Consider the following 23,220-nt stretch of genomic DNA (forward strand, 5'->3'; position numbering starts at 1 on the left):
TTTAAGCTTAACTTAAATAGGTTGGCTGTTTTATTTATTGAAAAATTTTAAATGTTGCAGAATTAATAACTCTAGTTCTCTTATTCAAGGATATATATTTTGCCAGAATTAGCATCGATGCGTAATTTAATTTTTTTATCCTCTGTACCAAGGGCCTTTGCCTCATACTGACTGCCGTGCGCTTCAATTTTGAAAATAGTATGATAGCCAGCGCCCTCAATTCTCTGCGCCGCTTCAAGCATTGAGATGGGGTATTTCTTGGTTTTTAAATTGGTGTTGATAAAGTCCCCTGTATTTGGGTTCATTCGAATAATAAGCTGAATCCCTTTTTCATCAAAGGCTTCCACCTCATATAAACCATCATCAAATTCAACTTCTCTTATTACGCTATAACCGCGAGTCTGTAGAATTTTCAAGATTTCAGACATAGGTAAGGTGCGACTGGGAATTTCATCGGCCAGGATTGTTTGTGTGGATAACGAAAAAATAAGGCCGCCACAGATTGAAATAAAAACCTCTTTTTTCATATTCGCCTCCTGTGCGGTGTTGACGGGAATAAAATTTCATCAATTTAACTCCGTTTTTTTTATATTGAATGAATATAAAACCAAAGGAGTACAATTTACTTTTATTTCATCCATAATAATGATATTAAAAAATAACAGCAAGTGAGTTATTCCAAGGATGCGAATGATGAAAAAATCTAGTTTGGTAACCCCATATGTATTAGTGCTCATTTCTTTAATGTTTTTGTTGGCTTCCTGCGCTTCTTCTATTAATAAGGAAGATTCAAAAAACAATAAACAGCCTAAACGTGTATTTGGTGGGTATCACCCGCGTGGTCATGGTCACGGACACCACTAAACCGAATTAAATTAAAAAATTGACATTAAGATAACCGTTAGTGATTCATATTTTAATGCATGGGTATGGTGTGAAAATATTTTTGATATAAAGATAAATAAAATCCATTTTTTTCGATATGTTTTAAGGCTTGATTGATTTGGTTCATTAGCATCTTAGAATCCATTTTGGCCATGATTCCATAACCGATGCCGACGGGGAAGGGTTTACCTAATCCTTTAAACAAGGTGTTATTATTGGCTATCCAATAATCAGCCGAAAAGTCATCCATAAGCAAGGCATCCACTTCCTGTTGATTTAAGGCAGTGATGAGTTGATTAGTTGAAGGATATTCTCTAACCCTATTGGTTTTAAATTTCTGAGTAATGAGTTGTTTGAAGAGAGAGCCTCTGATAATGCCTATTGATCTATTGTTGAGTTTTTTAAGAGATGTAATTGAGTCGTTTTTTGTGGTCATAAAACGTGCTGCACTTGCCAGATAGGGAAGACTAAAGAGAAAGGTTTTCTGTCGTTCGTCGGTGATGATAATTGCCGCTATCCCCAAGTCAATTTTACTCGCTTTTAATTCTGTAAACAGCTCGTCAAACAGCATGGGTTTCAATTGACACTGAGCTTTAATTTGCTTGCAAAGCTCTGTTATGAGCTCAACATCAAATCCAAAGAAATGATTTTTGTCGGCATTCATTGAAAACGGCGGGTCATACGCTACTATTCCAATAGTTAATGACTGAGCCTTAAGTTCGGCAGTCAAGATTATTAAAAAAACAAATAATAATCGTAGGTGCATAGGATAAACAAGTTAATGGATTATAAAGATCAGTGTATACCAGTTTGGTAATCATTTCAGTGACTTAATGCTATGATTTTCTGGTTTTTTTAGCAATAAGGTGTATCAAGGCCCAAAATCAAGGTACACTGGAACGAAAGGTTTGACAAGGATTTGATAGGGTAGGGAATGCGTTATTTATTTTATTATGTTGTGTGGAGTGCAATGAGCCTTGTAGCGAGTGAGGCACTCGCGGCCACCCCTTTGACATTCAAACAAGCCCTGGGCATTGCTTATCGCAATAATCCCGAATTACAGGCCGAAATAGATAAAGCACAAGCCATGCGCGGTTTTTTTATCCAAAGTGGGCTTTATCCCAATCCTCAAGTGACTTTAACCGCAGAAAACTTTGGCGGCTCGGGGAGTTATTCAAGTTATGAGGCGGCAGAAACTACGGCATCAGTGACCCAGCCCATCCCTTTGGGTAATCGGTTGCAGTATCTGAAAAAAGCAACCTATTCAGATTACTTAGCCTCTCTTGCCCAAATTCAAGTACAAAAAGCGATACTTTATGTGGCAGTTGGTGTGGCCTATGTGGATGCACTTTATGCGGGTCAATGGCATCAAGTCACCCAAAAACTTATTCGCCTCAATCAAGACATCGTAAGCGCAATCGAGCGTCGAGTTAAGGCAGGCGCTGGAGCGGAATTAGACTTACGTTTGGCCCAGGTGCGCTTAGGCGAAGCGCGTATTCAAGAAAATAAAGCTGCAAGGGATGCATTATTTCAGCGTGCGAAATTGGCGCGTCTATTAGGTGATGGATTACGAGTTGATGGACAATTAGTGGATAAAGGTCTTCCTGGAGTGACATTGAACTGGGCTGTGTTACTTAGAAAATTACCGCAAAGCCCTCAGTTAGTACAGCTTCAACAGCAATTACACGCCAAGCGTGCGACTATTACTGCAGTTAAAAAATCTGTGTGGCCGGATTTAAACATTCAATTAGGCGGTCGTCATTTCTCTGATGATGGCAGTAATGCCGCAGTGGCTTCAGCCTTTGCAGAAGTCCCTGTTTACAATAGAAATCAAGGAAAAATCATAACCGCTGAGGCACAATACACCCAAACGGCTCATGAGCTTCAAGGTACACGCCTTGATGTGCGTCAAAATGTCTATGGGGCTTTTCTACAAGCCGAACAAAGTCATTATGAGGCGAGCTTGGTGACGAATTCGTTATTACCTTTGGCGCGTAAATCAATCAAATTGGCACAGGATGGCTACCAAATGGGACGTTATACGTATATTGAATTATCCACAGCCCTTAATTCGTTGTATGAAGAAGAGCGTCATTACCAACAAGCTCATGCTGATTATCATAAAGCCTTAATTCAACTGACCGGGCTTTTAGGATTAGCGCCTTCTAAGGAGAGTAAATGAGAGTTTTAAAGCCATTCCTATCCTGCATGCCCTTTATAATTCTGTTATTGGGGTTGAGTTCCTTTTCGTTATGGGCAACAAATGAAGAATCCCATGGCGATGAAGAAAAAAATCATCAAGAAACCATGGAAAAGGGTCCGCAAGGTGGGCGTTTGTTTAAGGATGAAGATATAGCCCTTGAGTTTTTAATTTTTGAACGGGGCATGCCACCGCATTTTCGCGCTTATTTGTATAAGAATGGTGAGCCTATCGCGCCTGGGAAAGCGCAATTGACCGTTCAGTTAAAGCGATTTGGTGATAAAAAAGAAGCAATTGCGTTCACTCCTGTCGAGAATTTTTTACAAAGCGTTGAGGTGATTGAAGAGCCTCATTCTTTTGATGTGAGCATTCAATTAGAGCTTCAGGATAAACGCTATACCTGGCATTATGCGACTTATGAAGGCCGCATTAAAATGGTGCCAGCCATTCTAAAAGCGGCAGACATTCAAACGGCTAAGGCACAAAGCCAAACAATTAAAACTCAACTTAAAGTCGTAGGTAAAATTGCTCCCAATCGAGACACCTTAGCTCCCATCTATGCACGCTATTCAGGCATTATTAAATCAATGACTAAGAATTTAGGCGATGAAGTCACCAAAGGGGAGGTATTAGTTACGATTGAGAGTAACGAAAGTTTACAAAATTATACAATTAATGCACCCATGAGCGGAACCATCGTGCAAAAATACGCAACCAATGGGGAGCTTGCGCAAAGCACCAAACCTATTTATGAAGTGGCTAATTTGGCTACTGTGTGGGCTGATTTTACCTTATATCGTAAAGAGGTGCCTTTAGTAAAACAAGGAATGAGTGTGGTGGTAACTGGAGATGAAGGAACACCAAAATCCATCAGCACCATCTCCTACATTGCGCCCTTAGGCATTGAAGACAGTCAAACAACGCTCGCACGAGCAGTTCTTTCTAATGAGCCTCGTGTTTGGTTGCCTGGGATGTACATTAATGCCGCAATTACCATTAAAGAAAAAACGGTTCCAGTTGCCATACTTTTGTCGGCTATTCAGCGCATGGATGAGAAAGAAGTAATTTTTATCCAGCAAGGAGATTATTTTGAGGCAACGCCTGTTATTTTAGGCCAAAGGGATGATGAATGGGTCGAAGTGGTTTCGGGGCTTGATGCAGGCCAGCGCTATGTCAGCAATAATAGCTTTTTTATGAAAGCAGAGTTAGGAAAGGATGGCGCAAGCCACGAGCACTAAGGATTGGTAATGCTTGAAAAAATAATTCGTTTTTCCCTAAAACATCGATGGTTTGTCTTATTATTTACGACAATCATTGCTCTTTATGGTGTGTATAATTTTCAACGTTTGCCTATTGATGCGGTACCTGACATCACCAACGTGCAAGTGCAAATCAATACTCAAGCCTCAGGCTATTCACCCTTTGAGGTGGAGCAACGAATTACTTTCCCTATTGAACTGGCTATGAGCGGGTTGCCTAATCTGGATTACACTCGTTCTTTATCACGTTATGGACTATCGCAAGTCACGGTGGTCTTTAAAGATGGCACGAACATTTATTTTGCGCGTCAATTAATTAATGAGCGCTTGCAGGAGGTAAAAGACAAGCTCCCACCAGGAGTAGAAACCACTTTAGGCCCAATCTCTACAGGGCTTGGTGAGATTTTTATGTACACGGTAACCAATAAAGCCAATGTACCAGCAAGTCAACGTTACAATCCAACGGAACTGCGTACCATTCAAGATTGGATTATCAAGCCGCAACTGCGTAATGTAGAGGGAGTGGCTGAAGTAAACACCATTGGGGGTTATGAAAAACAATTTCACATCACTCCAGATCCCATGAAACTGGTTCGTTATGGGTTAAGCTTAAACAATGTGGTTGAGGCATTAGAACGCAATAATGCCAATGTGGGTGCAGGATATATTGAAACTAATGGCGAGCAGAACTTAATTCGCGTACCAGGGCAGGTGCAAAACATCACTGATATTGAGAACATTGTTATTGCAAGCTTTGAAGGAACACCTATTCGAATTCGTGATATTGCAGAAGTGGCTTTAGGCAAGGAGCTACGAACAGGAGCAGCAACAGAGAACAGTAAAGAAGTCGTTTTAGGCACAGTATTTATGCTTATGGGCGAGAACAGTCGCACAGTGTCTGAACGAGTTGCGGCCCAAATGAAAGTTATTAATAAATCATTGCCGGAAGGCATTGAAGCAGTCACGGTTTATAACCGAACCTTGCTTGTGAACGCTACCATTAATACGGTGAAGAAAAACTTGCTCGAAGGGGCATTGCTTGTTTGTGTTATTTTGTTTTTGTTTTTAGGTAACATTCGCGCAGCACTGATTACCGCGATGGTGATTCCTTTATCCATGCTCTTGACCATTACAGGGATGGTATCTAATAAAATCAGTGCCAATTTGATGAGCTTAGGCGCTCTTGATTTTGGTTTGATTGTCGATGGTGCGGTCATTATTGTTGAAAACTGCATTAAGCATTTGGGTGAACAACAGCATGCCTTGCATCGTGTTTTAAATTTAGAAGAGCGCTTGAAAGTCATAGCTTATGCCACAACAGAGGTGATTCGGCCCAGTATCTTTGGTGTCTTTATTATCACGGTGGTTTATTTACCGATTTTAACGTTAACAGGGGTTGAGGGGAAAATGTTTTTGCCGATGGCGCAAACGGTTATTACCGCGCTGCTCGCCTCCATGCTTTTTGCTCTGACTTTTGTTCCAGCAGCCGTTGCCATTTTTTTAGGTGGGCGTGTACAAGAAAAAGAAAATTGGTTGGTACACTACCTCTCACTTGTTTATGCAAAAGCCTTGCGCCGCTGTTTTCATGCCAGAAGGTTGGTGATAGGAGCTGCGGTTGCTTTGGTGGGGATAAGTCTTTTGCTTGCATTTCGGTTGGGTGGTGAATTTATTCCAAGTCTTGATGAAGGCGATATTGCCATGCACGCGATGCGAATTCCTGGCACTAGTTTAACACAAGCCATTACCATGCAGCATTTAGTAGAGGAGCGAGTAAGCCAGTTTCCAGAAGTCAAACGTGTTTTTGCAAAACTAGGGACTGCGGAAGTGGCTACTGATCCCATGCCGCCCAATGTCGCTGACACGTTTATTATGTTAAAGCCTCGGAAGGATTGGCCGAATCCTAAAAAAAGCAAACAGCAACTAGTACAAGAAATCGAGGCGGCAGTAAAGCAAATTCCGGGGAATAACTATGAATTTACTCAGCCCATTCAGATGCGCTTTAATGAATTAATTTCAGGGGTTCGTAGTGATGTTGCGGTGAAAGTATTTGGCGATGACATGAATACATTGCTGGAAGTAGCTGAAGCCATCAGTGCTCAATTAAAAAAAGTGCCCGGTGCTGCTGATGTAAAAGTAGAGCAAGTCAGTGGTTTACCGCTACTAACCGTTGAAATCAATCGCGATGCTTTGGCACGCTACGGCTTACAAATTGGCACGGTTCAAGATGCCATTGTCATTGCCACAGGCGGCAAAAAAGGTGGCGAGCTCTTTGAGGGAGATAAGCGTTTTGATTTAGTGGTGCGCTTGCCTGAAGAGTTACGTACAAACCCTAATGTACTACGCCAAGTATTTATTCCGTTGCCACAGGCTAAAGATGGCGAACGACATTTTATTCCGTTGAGTGAAGTAGCCAAAATGGTGCGTAGTGAAAGCCCCAATCAAATCAGTCGGGAAAGTGGTAAACGGCGTGTGGTGGTCAGTGCTAACGTTCGCAATCGGGATTTAAGCTCGTTTGTGAATGAAGCCAAGCAACGGATTGACCAGAGTGTCAAAATTCCCAGTGGCTACTGGGTAACCTGGGGTGGTCAGTTTGAGCAGTTGCAATCAGCCTCTCAACGGCTACAAATCGTTGTTCCTATCACACTATTGGGCATTTTCTTATTGTTGTTTATGAGTTTTGGTCGAGTACGAGATGCGCTCTTAGTGTTTAGTGGCATTCCTTTGGCGTTAACTGGTGGGGTATTTGCACTGTGGCTTCGAGGGATTCCCTTGTCCATTTCAGCCGGTGTTGGGTTTATTGCGTTGTCAGGGGTGGCAGTTCTTAATGGCCTGGTCATGATTACCTTTATTAATAAACTGCATGAACAGAAAAAAATGTACTTAAAAGATGCGGTATTACAAGGCTCTCTGGCGAGGCTTCGTCCGGTACTCATGACTGCTTTAGTGGCCTCTTTGGGGTTTGTGCCGATGGCTTTGGCTACGGGCACGGGCTCTGAAGTACAACGTCCCTTGGCAACGGTGGTTATAGGTGGCATTATCTCATCCACTTTCCTAACACTCTTAGTCTTACCCGGTTTGTATTACCTGTTTCATGAGCGGCACAAGAAATCAGTAATTAAAAAATCAGGCGAGGATGAGTGATTCCTTTGATGGAATTGTAACATATTGGTGATTGTCATTTTAAAATAAGTGGAAAGACATCTATAAAAAGCACTATAGCAAAGATAAGTGCGGCAGCAAGAGAAAGATAAAATCCCAAGTGAGTTATAAATTTCATTTTATGGCCGGAACTCCCTTTTGCCAGAATAATTAAAATTATTCCCATAAAAAAAGCAAATCCTAAGATGATCAGAAGACTGTGATTTGAAAGAAGGGTCGTCATTCTTCTTCCTTATACAAAAATAGATTCATTTAATTATAGCTCTTTTGAGCAAAGGACAACGGATAGTGTTTTTGACAACCGCTGTGAATGAGCTACACTTAAAGTTAAATACTTATTTAACTGTTTAATAAACTATGCTAACTCAAGACCAAATCATCACTTTAAGCGATATCTTGCATTTGATGGGTGAGCCTAATCGTTTAAAGCTTCTTATCGAGTGTTTGCATGGTCCAAAATCAGTTTCAGAGCTGGCGGAACAACTGCAACTTTCGGTGCCATTGGCGAGCCATCATTTAAGTCTGTTACGTTCTGCACGCCTTCTTCTAGCAAATAGAGAGGGAAAGCATATTTATTACACTATTTATGATGCGCATGTGCGTTGTATTTTAGAGGACATGCTCAAACACTTTACTGAAGAGACGGAGAATTAACATGAGTTTTCTAAAACGAATGCTTGGAAGTCTTGGCGGCCATCATGGCGGATACCGACGCTCTCATCATGGCCAAATAAGCCAACAGAATAATTACTCAACCAATCCTGAGCCAAGAGGATTGAGTTGCCCGCGCTGTAAGAGCTCTCTAGCTCCTGGATCACGATTTTGTAGTCAATGTGGCAGTGGTCTTGAGAATACTCAATGCAGTTGTGGCGCCACTATTGCTGCAGGGGCAAATTTTTGCGGCCAATGTGGGGGCTCATTATGACAAAGCCTCTAACCTTAACCACTTTTTTTGTTGCAGGCCTTGATTGCCCGGCTGAAGAGCAATTAATCAGGCGGCAATTAAAAGTGATTCCTGAAGTGGCGCAGATGGATTTTAATTTCATTGCTGAGGAAGTGACCGTGCACCATCGTCTTCCAGCTATTGATGTGTTGCAAAAACAAATTGAAGCGTTAGGCATGAGTGTTCGGGTTCAAGGCAGTACCTCCTCTGCAAAAGAAGAGAAGAAGCAAGTTGATTCGTCATGGCCATTGCTTGCTTTGGCAGGTCTTTTAGCGCTTTGCTCTGAGTTAACTGCTTATTTCATTGCCAAAGAGCAATCAATCTGGGTCATTTTGCCTGCGGTGCTTGCCATTATCTTAAGTGGCCCTTCTACTTTTAAGAAGGGTTTAATCGCGCTTCGTACTAAGGCCATGAATATTAATAGCCTGATGTTAATTGCAATCACCGGGGCTATGATTATAGGTGCCTGGCCGGAAGCTGCGATGGTCACCGTTTTATTTGCTCTTGCTGAGCGAATCGAACGTTATTCATTAGATAAAGCCCGCCTTGCCATTCGCAGTCTCATGCAAATTGCACCAGAGGTGGCTCGGATTAAAATGGATAATGGTCAATGGCAGACTTTGCCTGTAGAAGATGTAGCGGTCGGTGCGGTATTTAAAGTAAAACCCGGTGAGCGCATCCCACTGGATGGGGTGTTGATATCGGGACAAAGTACGGTCAATCAAGCCCCGATTACAGGGGAATCCATGCCGGTGAGCAAGCAAGTAGGTGATGACGTGTTTGCCGGAACCTTAAATGAGCACGGTGCCTTTGAAGTTAAAGTCACTAAGGCTTCGGGTGATACGTTGCTTGCTAAAATTGGTAAAGCCATTGAGCAGGCACAAAGTGAGCGGGCACCAACGCAACGCTTTGTCGATGAGTTTGCCAAATACTACACCCCAATTATGGTCTTGATTGCACTGGTTATTGCACTTATTCCCCCGTTGGTGTTTGGTTATCCTTTTTATGATTGGATTTATAAGGCCTTAACGTTATTGGTTATTGCTTGCCCTTGTGCTTTGGTCATCTCTACACCGGTAACGGTAGTCAGCGGATTGGCTTCAGCAGCACAACATGGTCTTCTTATCAAAGGCGGCAGCTATTTAGAACTGGGGCACCAGCTCAAATTAATTGCCCTGGATAAAACAGGCACCTTAACTGAGGGGAAGCCTGTGGTGACTGATTTTATCGTTTACGATAAAATCCAACCAAAAGAATACTTGTTAGTGCTGGCTGCAAGCCTTGATAGTCATTCGGAACATCCAGTGGCTCATGCTTTGGTTGAGTATTGGAAGCAAAGCCAACCTAATGGGTCTTTATTTGAGGTAGAGCAATTTTCAGCACTTCCTGGCCGCGGGGTGCAAGGCATTATTAGTCAAGAACTGTATTACGTTGGAAATCATCAACTGGCAGAAGATAATAAGGTGTGCTCTCTTGCTGTAGAGCAGGAACTTAAGCGTTTGGAAGAGGAAGGAAAAACAACAGTCATTTTGAGTAATTCAGCGGTAGTTTTGGCGGTTTTTGCGGTGGCTGATACTTTGCGCTCTACAAGCAAATGGGCAATTGACACCTTGCATCAACAAGGACTTAAAACAGCGATGTTAACGGGTGATAATGCCTTAACAGCTAAAGCCATTGCCAAAGTGGTGGGGATTGATGAAGTGCAGGCGAATGTCTTGCCTACTGAAAAATTACAAGCAATTAATCACCTTTTGGAACAGTATAAAACGGTAGGAATGGTGGGGGATGGAATCAATGACGCTCCAGCCTTGGCTAAGGCTACGATTAGTTTTGCAATGGGGAAAGGTACTGATACCGCTTTAGAAACGGCAGATGTTGCATTAATGAATGATAATTTAGCCATGCTGCCTTTATACATTGATTTAAGCCGAAAAACGGCGCGTATTCTTCGCCAAAATATTACTTTGTCCCTTGCCATCAAAGGGGTGTTTTTTATTCTGGCCTTGGGAGGATTCGCAACGCTATGGATGGCGGTATTTGCTGATATGGGTGCGAGTCTAATTGTTGTTGCGAATGGTCTGCGCTTACTTAATTCCCATAAAGGGCATTCTGAATATCAGGAAATGAATGGATAATGAGAGTCTTTGCGGGTTTGTCACGAAAGAGGTTGCATGATGAATGATTGGGTTGAAAATGAACAATGCAGCGCTCATCCATTGCGTTTTTTAGTGGTGGAATCCTCATTAGGAATTCGTATTCTCATTCGTATGCATTTATTAGAGTTGAAGCATTTGGTGGATATGGCAGGAGATGATGACTCGGCAAGAGAGTTGGCTTTCATGAGAGTTTATGATTTTATTTTAGTGGATAAAAATTTAAATTGCCATGAGCTGATTGACCAGATACAAAAAAATTCAGTATTAAACAACCATACGCCTATGATCATTTTAACTTCCAACCCTAATCAGGAAAACCTGCACGATAGCGCTACTTATTTTAAAAAACCTATATCCAAGAAGGATGCAGTACAGTTGCTTGATTTTGTAAAGAATATTAAAAAATGAATTTTTTTAAAGGTGGCGTGTAAACGTAAAATTGGAGAAGATAAGATGCATTTATCTTATGTTATTGAGTATATTACGATGTAAGTAGTTTCATGTTATTTTGATTGGCTGTTAAGGAGAAATAATGAATATTAATGGATTTAAAATAATTGTATTGATCGGTTTATTGGGTCTGGGCTTAACTGCCTGCACTCCTAAAACAACACCTGCTCCAGCTCATCCTGAGGTTGGCTATGAGGGAGGATTTGGTGGTGATGGAGGTCATAACCACCAACCTAAGAACGACTAAATAGGAAAACATAATGTTTACTAATGGATGGTTTTTAGGTTCTTTAGGTATTGCAATTATTGTATTGATTGGTCTTATCTTCTGGTTCAGAAAAACTAAGAAAACCATTCATTTTTACACCGCTTTAATTACTTTTCTTATTCTTGCCGCAATTTTCTTACATGGTGTTTCATTTAAATTAAATTAGCTGGTGGTGATGAGGAGCAATAATGAGTAAGGATGTACCTCATGATTAAAAAAATACTCAAAAGAGCAGTTACTTTGGTTCGCTCTTTTGCTCACGGGAGGCTTTTTAATTGTCGATGTCGCTGGTGGCATTATGGGTTAAATTACTCGTAACACTAGTTCCTATTTATTTTACTTCGTTAATTTTTTATATCCGAATACTAGCTCTTACCCAATAAACTTCTTTAAAATCATTTCAAGAGGACAAAATCCTGTAAATCCACTTTGCAAAAGATTAGCTCCTACAAATACCGTAAACCATAAAAAATTAACGTTGATAAATACTGGGCTGGTCGACACGCCTAGAGCGAGTGATATCAAAACAAAGGCACCAGCGACAATTCGAATAATACGTTCAATAGTCATCATCTATTCTCCTAATACTAATTAATGGTTACGCTTCCACCAACTTAAATAGATCAATGGAATTAAAAACAAGGTAAGTACTGTTGAAGCAAATGAACCAAATATCAAAGAAATAGCAAGGCCGCCAAAGACAGGATCGGATAACATCACAGCGGAGCCCAGAATAATAGCAAGTGCTGTTAAGACAATCGGTAGAATTCGCTCCACGCCTGACTCAATAACGGCTTCTACGATAGAGGAACCTCGATGTTGATGTTCTAAAATAAAATCGATGAGTAATAGCGAATTTCGAACAACAATTCCGGCTAAAGCAATTACCCCTATCATGGACGTGGCAGTGAACGGTTGGTTCATTAACCAATGGCCAGGAAAAACGCCAATGACAGTTAGCGGTATAGCCCCCATAATAATTAGGGGAATAAAAAACGACTGGTAAAAAGCTGTTAGTAAAATATAAATCAAGACTATAGCCACAATAAAGGCTGAGCCTAAATCACGAAAAACATCCAACGTCAGGCGCATTTCACCAAGCCAAAAGAGTTGACTTTTAGCAAAGCGATTAGGCTGTGATTCATGAAATCCTAAATTTTCAACCCCCATTGAAAAAGGGGGCTTCTTGGGGTACTGTGGAATAACCACCAAAAGTGTTAATTCTGAATTAAACCGGCTACCAATCTGTAATTTACAAAGATGGAAGTTTAACCCTTAGCTTGCATAATCAAAAGATAATCTTATCAAAAGCCATTTAGAAAATTTCATTCAATGTAAATTATTTGCAAAATAAGTTGAATTAGAAAAAAATCAAACATCTTTTTTATATAATCTCTGGGCAGATTAATATGAGTTTAACTCTGTATCCATTGTCCCCTATTTAAGAGGTTTACCATGCATGTTGTTTTGTTATTAGGGTCATCAACCGCAGGAAAATCATCATTGTGTAGAGAATTGGTTAAAACACATGAGTGGAAATCTTCGAGCATTGATGAAATGGTGGATAAAATTGTTAATATGAGTCCGAGTAATCTCAAATTATTCATGCTTGAGAAACTTAATGCATCGGGTGTTATACAAAACATTCAAACACTAATGACTGAAGATGAACTTGTAACATTATGCAGTAGAGGGGTACTTACTATATCCAAAGGCAGTCATTTAATTACAGCCCATGGATTCCCTAATCCCTTGCTTCCTAACCTCGAAGACGTCCTAAAAAAGGCGGGATTTATAGAAAGCGAAATATCTAAACTGGCTAAAGAGTTACGTTTTGTTACCAAAATCGATGATCCTACGGTGATGCTTTATGATGAGGTGTTCGATAAGAGCAATTCTGGGCAATCTATTGTTATTGATCTTGTGCCAAATCCAGATGAAAGCGCCAAAGAATGTTTAGAATATTTTAAAAAGCGTGCCCAGCAATATCGTGAAGAAAACCCAAGCGAAACATTAACCACTTCTATAGTTTTTGCTTATTGCCCAGTGCAGAAATTAAGTGAGCGTATTCAGGAGAGAAATCGTAAAGCGGACATCGATAATCCTATGGATAAACGGGAAGGATTATTTCCATTTCATCAGTTAGCAACGCTAGTCACGGCAGATAAATTATTTGATGATTCTTCTGAGCATGTTCTCTCAAGAAATGAATTGTTTTATATGGTCAATAAACATGCCAATACAGACAAAAATGGTGACTCCTTATTTTTAGAAAACCCTGTTGACATTGATGCGCTACAACAAAGTTACCACGAAGAAGTACAGATAGTAACCACCTCAGATCGTGTGGTCAAACTGCAGATTAACGATGATTCTCTGGAATTATCCTCCGATGATTTACCACGCATAGGCTCTAAAAAAACTATTGAGGAGTATAGTAAGCTAGCTAATCGGTTTGGTTTTTTTGAAAACCAAGAACGTGCTTCGCTTAATATTTCCAAAGGCATCGATTTTGATGCTGTTATTAATACTGCAAAAGGAAATCCTGCCACACTCGCTAACGAATTTTTAGAGAAATTGGAAAAAAGTAAAATATCCCCTGAACGTGTTTCAACACTATAAAAGTGTTGGTATAGGTTTCTTTGTGATTTAAAATCGATCAATTTATCTTAATAATCAACATCAAGAGCTTTACCATGGTTTCATATTGAAAGGAGAGGGGTTAAATATTGCCTGTTCTTGTTCCCCCTCTTCCGTCTTTTTAGGTTCTATATCCTTATTAGACTCAATTTTTTCTTGTTTAAAAGGTTTGGGTTCCATCGAAAGTGGATTTGGAGCAAGAGTTCGCTCTTTAGTTACTTCATCTTTTTCTTGTGCTTTCGGAGTGGGTATGGGTACTAAATTATTTGATAACCGTTGTATAAATGCATCGTATAAGGCTAATGTGGGCATGGTAATATGAAGAGAGAGTATGTTTCCTTCTTCATTTTGAATGAGTTGTAAACAATCATCGGAAAGATTATTTTCTTTTTTAAACTCATTGAATTCTTTTATAATCGCTTCCATGAATTTTTTTAATTCTTCCCTTTGTTCTTCAGTTAATTCATTGAGTTCACAAAGCAATTTAATCATAAGGGTCTTTGATTCACGATCACTGTCAATCAGCAATAGTCCTTTAGCAATCAACTCAGCAATTATTTCTGGGTCAAAACTAGATTCTAAATCAAGTTCTTGTGAACCAAACTCACCTATCAATCCATCCGTAGTCTCAATTCCGGTACGTGGTTGCGTTAGAGACCTATCTTCACTTTGGCTTGCCTTTTCCTCAGATGTCTTATCAGATGAGGCGCTATCACCTCCACCGCCGCCACTACCTCCATGTCCAGAACAAAGACGCTTAGGTGCGATTTCTTTAAAACAAACCTTGCAACGTACTTTTGCTGCTTCATCAGCAGACTCTTTTTTTTCTGCCTCTTTATTTTTTTCTTTTGCTTTGGTTAATAGTTGTAATGTGAGTGTAGCTGAAGAGATTTTTGGTTCTTCTGCTGTAGTTGAAAAGATGGGCCGATGTTTTCCTTTGTCTTTTTTCATGAAAAAACCAATTGCAAATCTGTAATAATAGAGAAATTATATGTGAAATTAGTTCAGTTTATTCTTTTTGCTGGAATTTTTACATTATTTTTACGGAAGAACCTGTAATACTATAATATCTTCCTAAAACATTGTGACACCTAATGTTCTACTTTATTATCACCATACCTTTTTTATTAGTTATCTTAAAACTTCTACTAACCAACATACTTGTTCCCCATTTCAAGAAAAAAGAGCTAAAAAAACAGCTAAGTCAGAAGACAGATTGGTCAAGCATAGAAAAAAGGATTGAGGTTTTGGAGGCACTTTACAAAAACGCACATGCAAAATCCTCTTCGATAAGGTATCGATTATTGCATTTGATTCAAGATAAGGAATTTATTTATGGAGAAATCGATTTTTTGTCGTTTTATACCATTCTTGAACGAGCCACCCCTTCCACTCAGGATATTTTTTATGACTTGGGTTCGGGCTCGGGAAAAGCAGTATTGAGCACTATGTTATTTTTTAATGTTAACAAATCTATTGGTATTGAGTTGTTGCCACCTCTGTATGAGCAATCGAATACCTTGCTTAAAAAGGCAATTCAACGATTTCAACAACTTGATGTTGAGAAAGAATATCTACCTCAAATGGAGCGCATTCAATTTATCAATGACAGTTTTTTACATTACGATTTTGGGGATGCCAGTATTATTTATGTGGCAGCCACTTGTCTTACTGATGCGACCTGGAATGAATTAATTTCAAAGATGGCTTGTCTAAAATCAGGAAGTCGAATTATTGTGGCCACTCGAATAATACATCATGAACAATTTGAGCTTATTTATCAGGGCGTAGAATTAATGAGTTGGGGGCTATGTCCAGTTAGAATATATAAAATCAAACACTAAACCGTTTGGCTGAATACAGCCCATAGGAAGTATAACTGAGAAGGAGTACTCCATAAACCAAACTCATTCCAGGAACAGCGAAATTACCGCATCGTATAAAAAAGAATAAAACCAAGGTAGGTGTTGCAGCTACAGCTAATAGACGACAAGCGGCTTTAAATGGGAGTTTAAAGCTGAAAAAAATATCAGAAAACAACTGCACCAGTGCAGACAGTAAAAGTAACATAACCCCAAAAAAACCAAAATAAAATAAAATTATGCAGGGAAAGATAAGGATTTGCATCAACGTATTTAATCTGGAAATCCCAGTGGAATGAATCCACTCTTCGCCAGAGAGCATTCCATTAAGCCCTTTGTCAAAAGTACGTATATAAATGGGGTTGCCAATGTTGTTTTTAGCCAAACCTAAAAACTGTTTATAACTGGGCGGTCTTAAAATCATTTTATTTTTGGTAATTAAAACTGTGAGTTGAGGGTATGCCTGATTCATGTCAGACACTGTTCCTGTCGTATCGATTATTGAAACCACCTCTCCCTTGTTATTTTTTATTAAATAAGGCATAGGTTGATTGTAAGTGATCTCGCCATTATGCATGGGCAGTAGAGGGAGTGACTGTATGGGGAATAAAATCTCCTCCTTAAAAAAATGATTAAATTCTACGATTACCCGTCCAGATAAAGGAATAGCTCCCAAAATAATGAGGAATAAAAGATACCCCATACTCAATCCCTGCCAACGCTTCACCACATCGGAATATAAAACAGAAGAATAGAACGAAGCGTAAAGAGCTTTACTATATTGTGATAAAGTAAAAAACCAATGATATAATCGATCGTACATTAGTACCTCTTGGAGAATACTATCATTAGCTGTATTTCCTGTATAACCAGCTCATGATGAGATATTTATTTTCTAATTGAAGTATCAACTTTTTTCTCCAATAGAAACATTTCGAGAACGTAAGTACAGATACAACGTAGTTTTAGAAATATCCAACTGTTCAGCAATTTTTTTAACAGGGATGGTTCCATTTTTATAAAGAGCTTCAGCAATAGCCGCTTTTTCCATTGCTGATTTTGACATGCCCTTAGGTCTTCCTCCTTTTCTTCCTCGAGCTCGAGCTGATTTTAACCCCGCTTGAGTTCGCTCTCGGATTAATTCACGTTCAAATTCTGCCAATGTTGCAAAAATACCAAAAACCATCCGCCCTTGAGCAGTTGAAGTATCAATAGGATCATTTAAACTAATTAAGCCGACCTTCTTCTCAATCAATTTATTGGTCAAGTGGATGAGATGAGCCAAGTTTCTACCTAGCCTATCCAATTTCCAAATGACCAACGTATCATCTTCACGAATGTTTCGCATAATTTCATCAAGAACAGGTCTGGCAGCTTTTGCACCACTTGCAATTTCCTCATGGATTTGATCACAACCGGCTTTTTTTAATGCGTCAACTTGCATGGATAAAGATTGCTCTTTTGTTGAAACGCGCGCATATCCTATTTTCATGCAGAGTAGTCCATTTTACTAATTAAAAAACAATATATTGAACCAAGATTTACTGAACCACTTTATCTTACCAAAAATGAGCGTACAATCCCATCTTTAATTGCTGAGATTAGTAGTCCAGCAAAACCTCCGTTTTTTTGAACCACCCTATGACAAAGAAAAATCGGTTGCAGTTACTTACCGAGCCAGAAATTGAAGATTTTTATGCCCGTCCTAATTTTAATTCTGGTGAACGTGAACTTTATTTTGCAATGAATCCACAAGAGATGATTGCGTTGCGTCAATATTCAGCAACAAAGACCCAAATTGCCTTTAGGTTGCAGCTTGCTTACTTTAAAGCCAAGCAGAAATTTTTTGAATTCACTTTCGATGAAGTACGTGATGACGTGGCCTATCTCATTGTAAAATATTATAAAAATGCAAAAGCCAAGTTACCAAGCAGCATCACACGTCAAACCATTAACCAACAAAAACAAGACATTCTAAACTTATTTGATTATCAAGACTGGTCGCTAAAACAAAGTGCCTTGGTTGAATCTCATCTCTGCGAATTATTACGTTATTACCCAAAAGGCAATGATACATTTAGGCAGTTGTTGGTATATTTTGAAAATCAGAAAATACTGCTCCCGTCTTACCGTACTTTACAAGATCTGTTTACACGAGCATTTTCCAGAGAAAGTGAACGAATTGGCAAGCTGATTCAGCTAATCCCACAGGAACAACAGGAAAAACTGTCAAATCTGATCAAGCGCGAAGAAGGAAGCACAAAATTCAATGTCATTCGTGCAGATCAGAAGAGCTTTAAATATAATCCTATCAAGGAAGAAGTAGCCAAGGCAATCGAGCTCCTCGATTTATATGCATTTGCAAAAGAGTTTTTACCCTCGTTACAAATATCCAAAAATGCGATTCGCTATTATTCCGATTTAGCAGAGCAGTATGCCGCATCCAGATTACGTCGAGTCAATAAAATACAACAGTATTTACAGGTATTGTGTTTTATTTACCATCGCTATCAGCAAATCATGGATAATTTGATCACTAGCTTTATGTTTCATATTAGAGGCATCATATCAGATGCTAAAAAATATGCTGAAAAAGCACGTGCGGAATACAATACCAATTTGGCTGTTGATGTTCCAAAGTTGGCAAAATTTATGAAGTGGTTCCCCAACCGTAAATATGGCATGGGGCATGAAGAATTAAATCGGGAGGCTTATAACATTCTGCCCGAAAAGCAATTTCCGATCATTGCAGACTATTTAATGGGAAGCAGGTTTGATGCAAAATCCGCGAAGCGAGATTTTTACCTGGAGCAGTCTCGTTTATTTGCGCTTTATTTGCGACCGGTATTACTTCATGTTTCATTTGAATACTATAAAGCAGATGCCGATGTCATGGCATTTATCAAGCACATGAAAAATCATTATGGTCGCCGGAAAAAAGGCCCGGCATCCTTTAAATTACCTCAAGAGCTGAAAGACAGGATTTCAGAAACCGCCTTGCCTTATTTGAAGAAAACCGCGAATGATGAACAAATCGATCCGCATTTGTTTGAGTTTTTTGTATATCAAAAAATGTATCACCGTTTAGATAAAAATTTGCTCTGTTGTAACGATAGCGTGACCTATTGTGATGTTGATCATGATTTGGTGGCTGAATCAGTGGTTGATGATGCTGAAAAAATTGCCAATGAATTTGGCTATAAAAAAATACCTGTTTATTGCGATGAACGTTTAGATGAAGTTCTGAATGAATTAGATCGTGCATGGGAGAGAACAACCAGTCGAATTAATCGTGGCGAAAATCAGTCCTTCAAAATTAAAGAAACGAAATCAGGTGAACAAGATTGGAGCCTTGGGTATGAGGGTGTTGAAAAACTGGAAGATAGCTTTTTTAAAACATTACCCCAGGTAGAAATTCCGGATATCATGATGCACATGGGGGATCGTACCAACATGTGGGATGTGTTTACCCATATGAAATCACGGTACAATGTAAAAACAAAGCCACCTAAAACTGCGATAAATGCTTGTATTCTAGCCGATGCCTTTGGTATTAGTACTGAAAAAATGGCTGAAATGTCGGATATGAATTTCAACCTTTTACGCTCAACGCATCAGGATTACATTCGTGTCGATACAATGTGTGCGTCAAATGACAATGCAGGTAATCTTGTGCATGGGTTGCCTATTTTCAAGTTGTGGGATCTAATCGACAATAAAACATTAGGGGATGGTGACGGGCAGAAGATGCCAACCAGTGAAAGTACCATTCAATCGCGGTATTCAAAAAAATACCTTGGGAAGGCACCCGGAATTTCTGTATATACATTGATCGCAAACTTTATCGCAGTCAATGCCAAGAACATTGGATTGAATGAATATGAAGGCCATTCACTCTATGATCTTATCAATGGCAATAAAACAGACATCAATATTGATATGGTAACAGGGGATAATCATTCGCTGAATCAATTGAATTTTGTCATATTGGACTCCATAGATGTTGAATATGTACCAAGCATAAAGGACATCAGAGAAGCAGCTCAAAACCTGCTTTCCGTTAAATCGGTTGCCGAAAATAAGGGCATGATTTGTCCGAGTGGTGTTGTTAATGCATCATTAATTCGATCACAAAAACGCGGAATCTTGCGTATACTCCTGTCTTTGTTATTGCAAGAGAATACACAAAGCACAATCGTCAAAAAAATTAATTCTTCTGCACGTTATTCAGGGTTGAAAAAAGCACTATTTGAATATAACAAGCTTTTGAAAAGCATTCATGTTCTCAATTTGATTGATAACGTGGCACTCAGGAAAGCCATACGCACAGCACGAAATCGCACTGAAGCATACCATCAACTGCAAGGCCTCATTAGAAAAATATATCGCGGTGTTTTTAAAGGAAAGAAAATCGTCCACAATCGTGTCAGTGCTCATGCTGTAAGACTGGTTGCGAATTGCATCATTGCCTATAACAGTATTATTTTGAACATTGTTTATGAGCAAATGCTCGCCGAGGGTGTAAGTCAGGAGATTATTGATAACTTTGCCCGGATTTCACCGATAGCATGGGCACATATTGCCTTTACTGGCAAGTACAATTTTAAAAAGAGCAACGGTGAAATTGACATAACAGCAATGGTGAATGCATTTGAAAAACATCTAAAACAACATTTTTGGAAGACGATTTAATTCAGAATTAACACTTTTGGTGGTTATTCCACACGACCCCTTCTTGAGCATATTTGTTGCAGAAGTGACCGCATAAGCAGGGCTCGTGCCCAACACTTCACCGGTTACATAAACAACGGGTGTTTGATCTTTAGTGAAGATGGGTTTTTCCTCTTTATCTTCATGTAAGGTTGCAATTTTTGCCAGAGGGATTAGTTGTTGTTGCTGATTTTTTAAACACAGCTGATTAAGTACTTGAGCAACTTCACGTGCCTTTTGCGGAAGACGTAAGATGATGTGCTCGGGCTGTCTGGCATTGGGTTCATGTGCATTTCCGATGGAAATACCCTTGAACAAAGCGCTTACCTCCTGCGCTACCGTTTTTGGGGCTAAGCCTGCCAGCATGACTGCATTATGATTGATTTCAATGCGGTATTGATTGGTGTCTTGAGTCACTGAGTTATCAATATTTATCATGCCGTATATTTTGGGATACACTTCAGAGGTTATCTTATTAGCGACAGACCTCAATTCATTGTAATTAGGCCCGTAGAGACCTGCCTCCATTTGTGAGCGAACAGGCGGCCCAGGAGGGCTTTCAAAAAGCTTGATATGGCTTTGGGGATGTTGTTTTTGCAAATGCACAAGTCCCTGGTAAACCTGTGTTGCAATTTGGTGTGAGCCAATAGCTCGATGATGTTTGTTCACCAAATTCACGCGTATTTGCCCGTATTGACTGCCTCTTAATAGATTATCTCCACGCACCAGAGCGGCAAAATCTTCTGGGGCTGATTCTCCTAAGTACAGCTCCAAGTCTGTGACGTAAGGATTTTTTTGGATGGTTGCACTAAGTTCGCGAAGTAACTCGTTTGTTTTCGTTAACGTTGCGTTAGCGCCTGCATCAACGGACACTAAAAAGGTATTCACGTTGTCATCGGGTAGCATTTTAATTTCAACTCCTAACGGGCTTAATGGGCCATTAGGGCCTGCAGGGCGAATAAATTGCCAGGCAGGTTGGAGTAATACCGCGAAGAGCAATAGTACAATAATCAAATAAAAGAGATGTCGTTTTTTCGATGAGTAAAGTAATCCTTTGAATAATACAAGGTACGCTCGCTGCAACCAGGTGCTATGGCTTTGATGATGCTCATTCATTTGTTTTTTAGCTTTAGTTCTTAACCAACGATAAGCAAGATAAGGAACCACGCTATAGGCAATAAAGAGGGATACAATCATTGCCAATGGCGCATTAAAAGGTATAGGCGCCATAAACGGCCCCATCATTCCACCTACAAAATCCATAGGCAGTAGCGCCAGCATCACTGTAAAGGTAGCAATAATCGTTGGCTTACCAATTTCATTGGCTGCATAAATAACTAAACGGGTAAAGTTTTTTTGCACTCCCTTAATAATATGGCGGTGAATGTTTTCAATCACCACAATGCTATCGTCTACTAAGAGGCCTAATGAAAGAATGAGCGCAAACAAAGTAATTCGATTGATAGTCTGGCCTGATAGCCAGCCAATACCAAGTACTAGGCACAAAATTAAGGGAATAGAAAAAACAACCACTGATGCTTCGCGCCATCCTAAAAACACCATCAGCAATACCACGACACTTAGAATCGCAATCCCTAAGTGCTCGACCAAAGTATTCACTGCATCATTAGCTTCATCTCCATAATTGCGAGTGATTGAGACATCTATATTTTTTGGAATGAGCTGACTGTTTTGTAATTGCTCAAGTTTATTCAAAAGTGCTTTTGCTACATCAACACCATTGCTTCCTTTTTGACGTGCAAGAGCAATGGTTACTGCAGGTTCTATATCTGCATTCTTCAATGGGCCGTGTGCTCCATAGGCAAAATAGGACGCAATAGTTTCATCTTGAGGCCCCTTTTCAATAGTCGCAATATCTTTTAATAAAATAGGTTTGGCCCCATCAGTTCCAATAATAATGTTGGCTAAGTCTTGATTGGAAATGAGTGAGCCCTCGATGCGAAGAGATGTTTCACTTAATTCATGCTCTAATGTTCCTGCGTCAAGACTGATGTTATTAACAGAGAAGGCTTGTTGAATGTTGGCAATTGAAATGGCGTGCTCTGCCATGTGCTTTGGGTTCAGCCAGACACGAATAGCCTGAGGTGATGCACCCATTACCCAACTTTTCCCAACTTGGGGTACGGTGCGCAATTCCTCCAAGACTTTATCGGCAAGCGTGCGTAAGTCAACTGGATTTGCGCCTTTAGCATGTAATGTCAGTGTCACTAGTGGAACATCGTACAAACTGATAGAGCGGATTAAAGGCATTAAAGTACCCGGGGGCATTTTATCCATGTTGCTGTTGATTTGGTTATAGACCTTAACCAAGCTCGCCTCTTCATTTTCATTCACTTTAAAGCGAACCGTAACCATAGCACTATCATCAATGGCCATCCCGTAAGTATGCTCAACGCCTGAAATAGAGGCCATCAACCCTTCTAGTGGGCGAACAATTTGATGTAGCATTTCTTGGCTATCACTACCAGGGCGACTCACAGAAATAGTTACTGCTGGAACAATAATTTCAGGATTATAGCTTCGCGGGGTGCGTTCTAGGGCAAGTACGCCAAACAACAGAATACCAACAATCAGTAACAGAGTCAGCTTGGATTGAATAAAGGTTCGCGCCAATTGCCCTGCTTTATTGAGCTTATTTTTGGAATAAAACACATCCTTCACCATAGT

At 39.8% G+C, this 23,220-nt stretch carries 20 protein-coding genes and 2 pseudogenes; 13 read left to right on the forward strand and 9 right to left on the reverse strand.

Annotated elements, in window-relative coordinates:
* Window positions 1-80 precede the first annotated feature (80 nt).
* Window positions 81-527: a PepSY domain-containing protein gene (locus GH742_RS14985; protein WP_021460627.1), complete on the reverse strand. Its 447-nt coding sequence runs from the start codon at window positions 525-527 to the stop codon at window positions 81-83.
* A 163-nt stretch (window positions 528-690) separates the two neighbouring features.
* Between GH742_RS14985 and GH742_RS14990 the strand changes: the two genes are divergently transcribed.
* Window positions 691-864 (forward strand): hypothetical protein, encoded by a 174-nt coding sequence (locus tag GH742_RS14990; protein WP_154694749.1) that lies wholly within the window; start codon window positions 691-693, stop codon window positions 862-864.
* Between the two features lie 52 nt (window positions 865-916).
* Here GH742_RS14990 and GH742_RS14995 read toward each other — a convergent pair whose 3' ends face one another.
* Window positions 917-1,615, reverse strand: a complete 699-nt coding sequence (locus tag GH742_RS14995) for a transporter substrate-binding domain-containing protein (protein WP_239005350.1) — start codon at window positions 1,613-1,615, stop codon at window positions 917-919.
* A gap of 240 nt (window positions 1,616-1,855) precedes the next feature.
* Between GH742_RS14995 and GH742_RS15000 the strand changes: the two genes are divergently transcribed.
* Genes GH742_RS15000 through GH742_RS15010 form a run of 3 tightly spaced genes read left to right on the forward strand, consistent with a single transcriptional unit; the run spans window position 1,856 to window position 7,485 of the window.
* Window positions 1,856-3,067 carry a TolC family protein gene (locus tag GH742_RS15000; RefSeq protein WP_370569567.1) on the forward strand — a complete coding sequence of 404 codons (1,212 nt, stop codon included), beginning with the start codon at window positions 1,856-1,858 and terminating at the stop codon, window positions 3,065-3,067.
* Entirely contained in the window at window positions 3,064-4,323 is a 1,260-nt protein-coding gene (locus GH742_RS15005; protein WP_021460624.1) for an efflux RND transporter periplasmic adaptor subunit, read from the forward strand. The genes GH742_RS15000 and GH742_RS15005 overlap by 4 nt, the downstream gene beginning before the upstream one ends.
* Window positions 4,324-4,332: 9 nt before the next feature.
* Complete coding sequence (locus GH742_RS15010; protein ID WP_021582687.1) at window positions 4,333-7,485, forward strand: efflux RND transporter permease subunit; 3,153 nt, start codon at window positions 4,333-4,335, stop codon at window positions 7,483-7,485.
* Between the two features lie 34 nt (window positions 7,486-7,519).
* Here GH742_RS15010 and GH742_RS15015 read toward each other — a convergent pair whose 3' ends face one another.
* The gene (locus GH742_RS15015; protein ID WP_021460623.1) at window positions 7,520-7,726 is read right to left on the reverse strand and encodes a hypothetical protein; all 207 of its coding nucleotides are present in this window, start codon (window positions 7,724-7,726) and stop codon (window positions 7,520-7,522) included.
* A gap of 134 nt (window positions 7,727-7,860) precedes the next feature.
* On the opposite strand from GH742_RS15015, the gene GH742_RS15020 reads away from it, so the two are divergent.
* From GH742_RS15020 to GH742_RS15045, 6 genes are all read left to right on the forward strand, one after another.
* Window positions 7,861-8,157: a helix-turn-helix transcriptional regulator gene (locus tag GH742_RS15020; protein WP_021460622.1), complete on the forward strand. Its 297-nt coding sequence runs from the start codon at window positions 7,861-7,863 to the stop codon at window positions 8,155-8,157.
* 19 nt (window positions 8,158-8,176) lie between these two features.
* Window positions 8,177-8,428 carry a zinc ribbon domain-containing protein gene (locus GH742_RS15025; RefSeq protein WP_239005353.1) on the forward strand — a complete coding sequence of 84 codons (252 nt, stop codon included), beginning with the start codon at window positions 8,177-8,179 and terminating at the stop codon, window positions 8,426-8,428.
* On the forward strand, window positions 8,425-10,581 hold the full coding sequence (locus GH742_RS15030; protein WP_021460620.1) for a heavy metal translocating P-type ATPase: 2,157 nt from the start codon (window positions 8,425-8,427) through the stop codon (window positions 10,579-10,581). The genes GH742_RS15025 and GH742_RS15030 overlap by 4 nt, the downstream gene beginning before the upstream one ends.
* Before the next feature lie 36 nt (window positions 10,582-10,617).
* The gene (locus GH742_RS15035; RefSeq protein ID WP_021460619.1) at window positions 10,618-11,010 is read left to right on the forward strand and encodes a response regulator; all 393 of its coding nucleotides are present in this window, start codon (window positions 10,618-10,620) and stop codon (window positions 11,008-11,010) included.
* A gap of 124 nt (window positions 11,011-11,134) precedes the next feature.
* On the forward strand, window positions 11,135-11,299 hold the full coding sequence (locus GH742_RS15040) for a hypothetical protein (RefSeq protein WP_021460618.1): 165 nt from the start codon (window positions 11,135-11,137) through the stop codon (window positions 11,297-11,299).
* Between the two features lie 13 nt (window positions 11,300-11,312).
* Window positions 11,313-11,486, forward strand: a complete 174-nt coding sequence (locus tag GH742_RS15045; RefSeq protein ID WP_021460617.1) for a hypothetical protein — start codon at window positions 11,313-11,315, stop codon at window positions 11,484-11,486.
* 206 nt (window positions 11,487-11,692) lie between these two features.
* Here GH742_RS15045 and GH742_RS15050 read toward each other — a convergent pair whose 3' ends face one another.
* Together GH742_RS15050 and GH742_RS15055 are read right to left on the reverse strand one after the other, a co-directional pair.
* Entirely contained in the window at window positions 11,693-11,890 is a 198-nt protein-coding gene (locus GH742_RS15050) for a DUF2892 domain-containing protein (RefSeq protein WP_032831353.1), read from the reverse strand.
* Window positions 11,891-11,911: 21 nt separating this feature from the next.
* Window positions 11,912-12,490 (reverse strand): annotated as a pseudogene (locus tag GH742_RS15055) (efflux RND transporter permease subunit); the annotation flags it as partial.
* A 285-nt stretch (window positions 12,491-12,775) separates the two neighbouring features.
* On the opposite strand from GH742_RS15055, the gene GH742_RS15060 reads away from it, so the two are divergent.
* Window positions 12,776-13,942 (forward strand): hypothetical protein, encoded by a 1,167-nt coding sequence (locus GH742_RS15060; RefSeq protein ID WP_021460614.1) that lies wholly within the window; start codon window positions 12,776-12,778, stop codon window positions 13,940-13,942.
* 69 nt (window positions 13,943-14,011) lie between these two features.
* Here GH742_RS15060 and GH742_RS15065 read toward each other — a convergent pair whose 3' ends face one another.
* On the reverse strand, window positions 14,012-14,911 hold the full coding sequence (locus tag GH742_RS15065; protein WP_203456982.1) for a hypothetical protein: 900 nt from the start codon (window positions 14,909-14,911) through the stop codon (window positions 14,012-14,014).
* A gap of 143 nt (window positions 14,912-15,054) precedes the next feature.
* On the opposite strand from GH742_RS15065, the gene GH742_RS15070 reads away from it, so the two are divergent.
* Window positions 15,055-15,804: a hypothetical protein gene (locus GH742_RS15070; protein ID WP_021460610.1), complete on the forward strand. Its 750-nt coding sequence runs from the start codon at window positions 15,055-15,057 to the stop codon at window positions 15,802-15,804.
* Here GH742_RS15070 and GH742_RS15075 read toward each other — a convergent pair.
* Together GH742_RS15075 and GH742_RS15080 are read right to left on the reverse strand one after the other, a co-directional pair.
* Window positions 15,794-16,645 (reverse strand): DUF1189 family protein, encoded by an 852-nt coding sequence (locus GH742_RS15075; RefSeq protein WP_021582660.1) that lies wholly within the window; start codon window positions 16,643-16,645, stop codon window positions 15,794-15,796. The two genes, GH742_RS15070 and GH742_RS15075, sit on opposite strands and share 11 nt — an antisense overlap.
* A gap of 96 nt (window positions 16,646-16,741) precedes the next feature.
* Window positions 16,742-17,314, reverse strand: a pseudogene (locus tag GH742_RS15080) (recombinase family protein); the annotation flags it as partial.
* A 149-nt stretch (window positions 17,315-17,463) separates the two neighbouring features.
* On the opposite strand from GH742_RS15080, the gene GH742_RS15085 reads away from it, so the two are divergent.
* Window positions 17,464-20,514 carry a Tn3 family transposase gene (locus GH742_RS15085; protein WP_021460606.1) on the forward strand — a complete coding sequence of 1,017 codons (3,051 nt, stop codon included), beginning with the start codon at window positions 17,464-17,466 and terminating at the stop codon, window positions 20,512-20,514.
* Here GH742_RS15085 and GH742_RS15090 read toward each other — a convergent pair.
* Entirely contained in the window at window positions 20,485-23,217 is a 2,733-nt protein-coding gene (locus tag GH742_RS15090; protein ID WP_239005351.1) for an efflux RND transporter permease subunit, read from the reverse strand. The two genes, GH742_RS15085 and GH742_RS15090, sit on opposite strands and share 30 nt — an antisense overlap.
* Window positions 23,218-23,220: the final 3 nt, after the last annotated feature.

Source organism: Legionella sp. MW5194, from assembly GCF_016864235.1.
GTDB lineage: Bacteria > Pseudomonadota > Gammaproteobacteria > Legionellales > Legionellaceae > Legionella_C.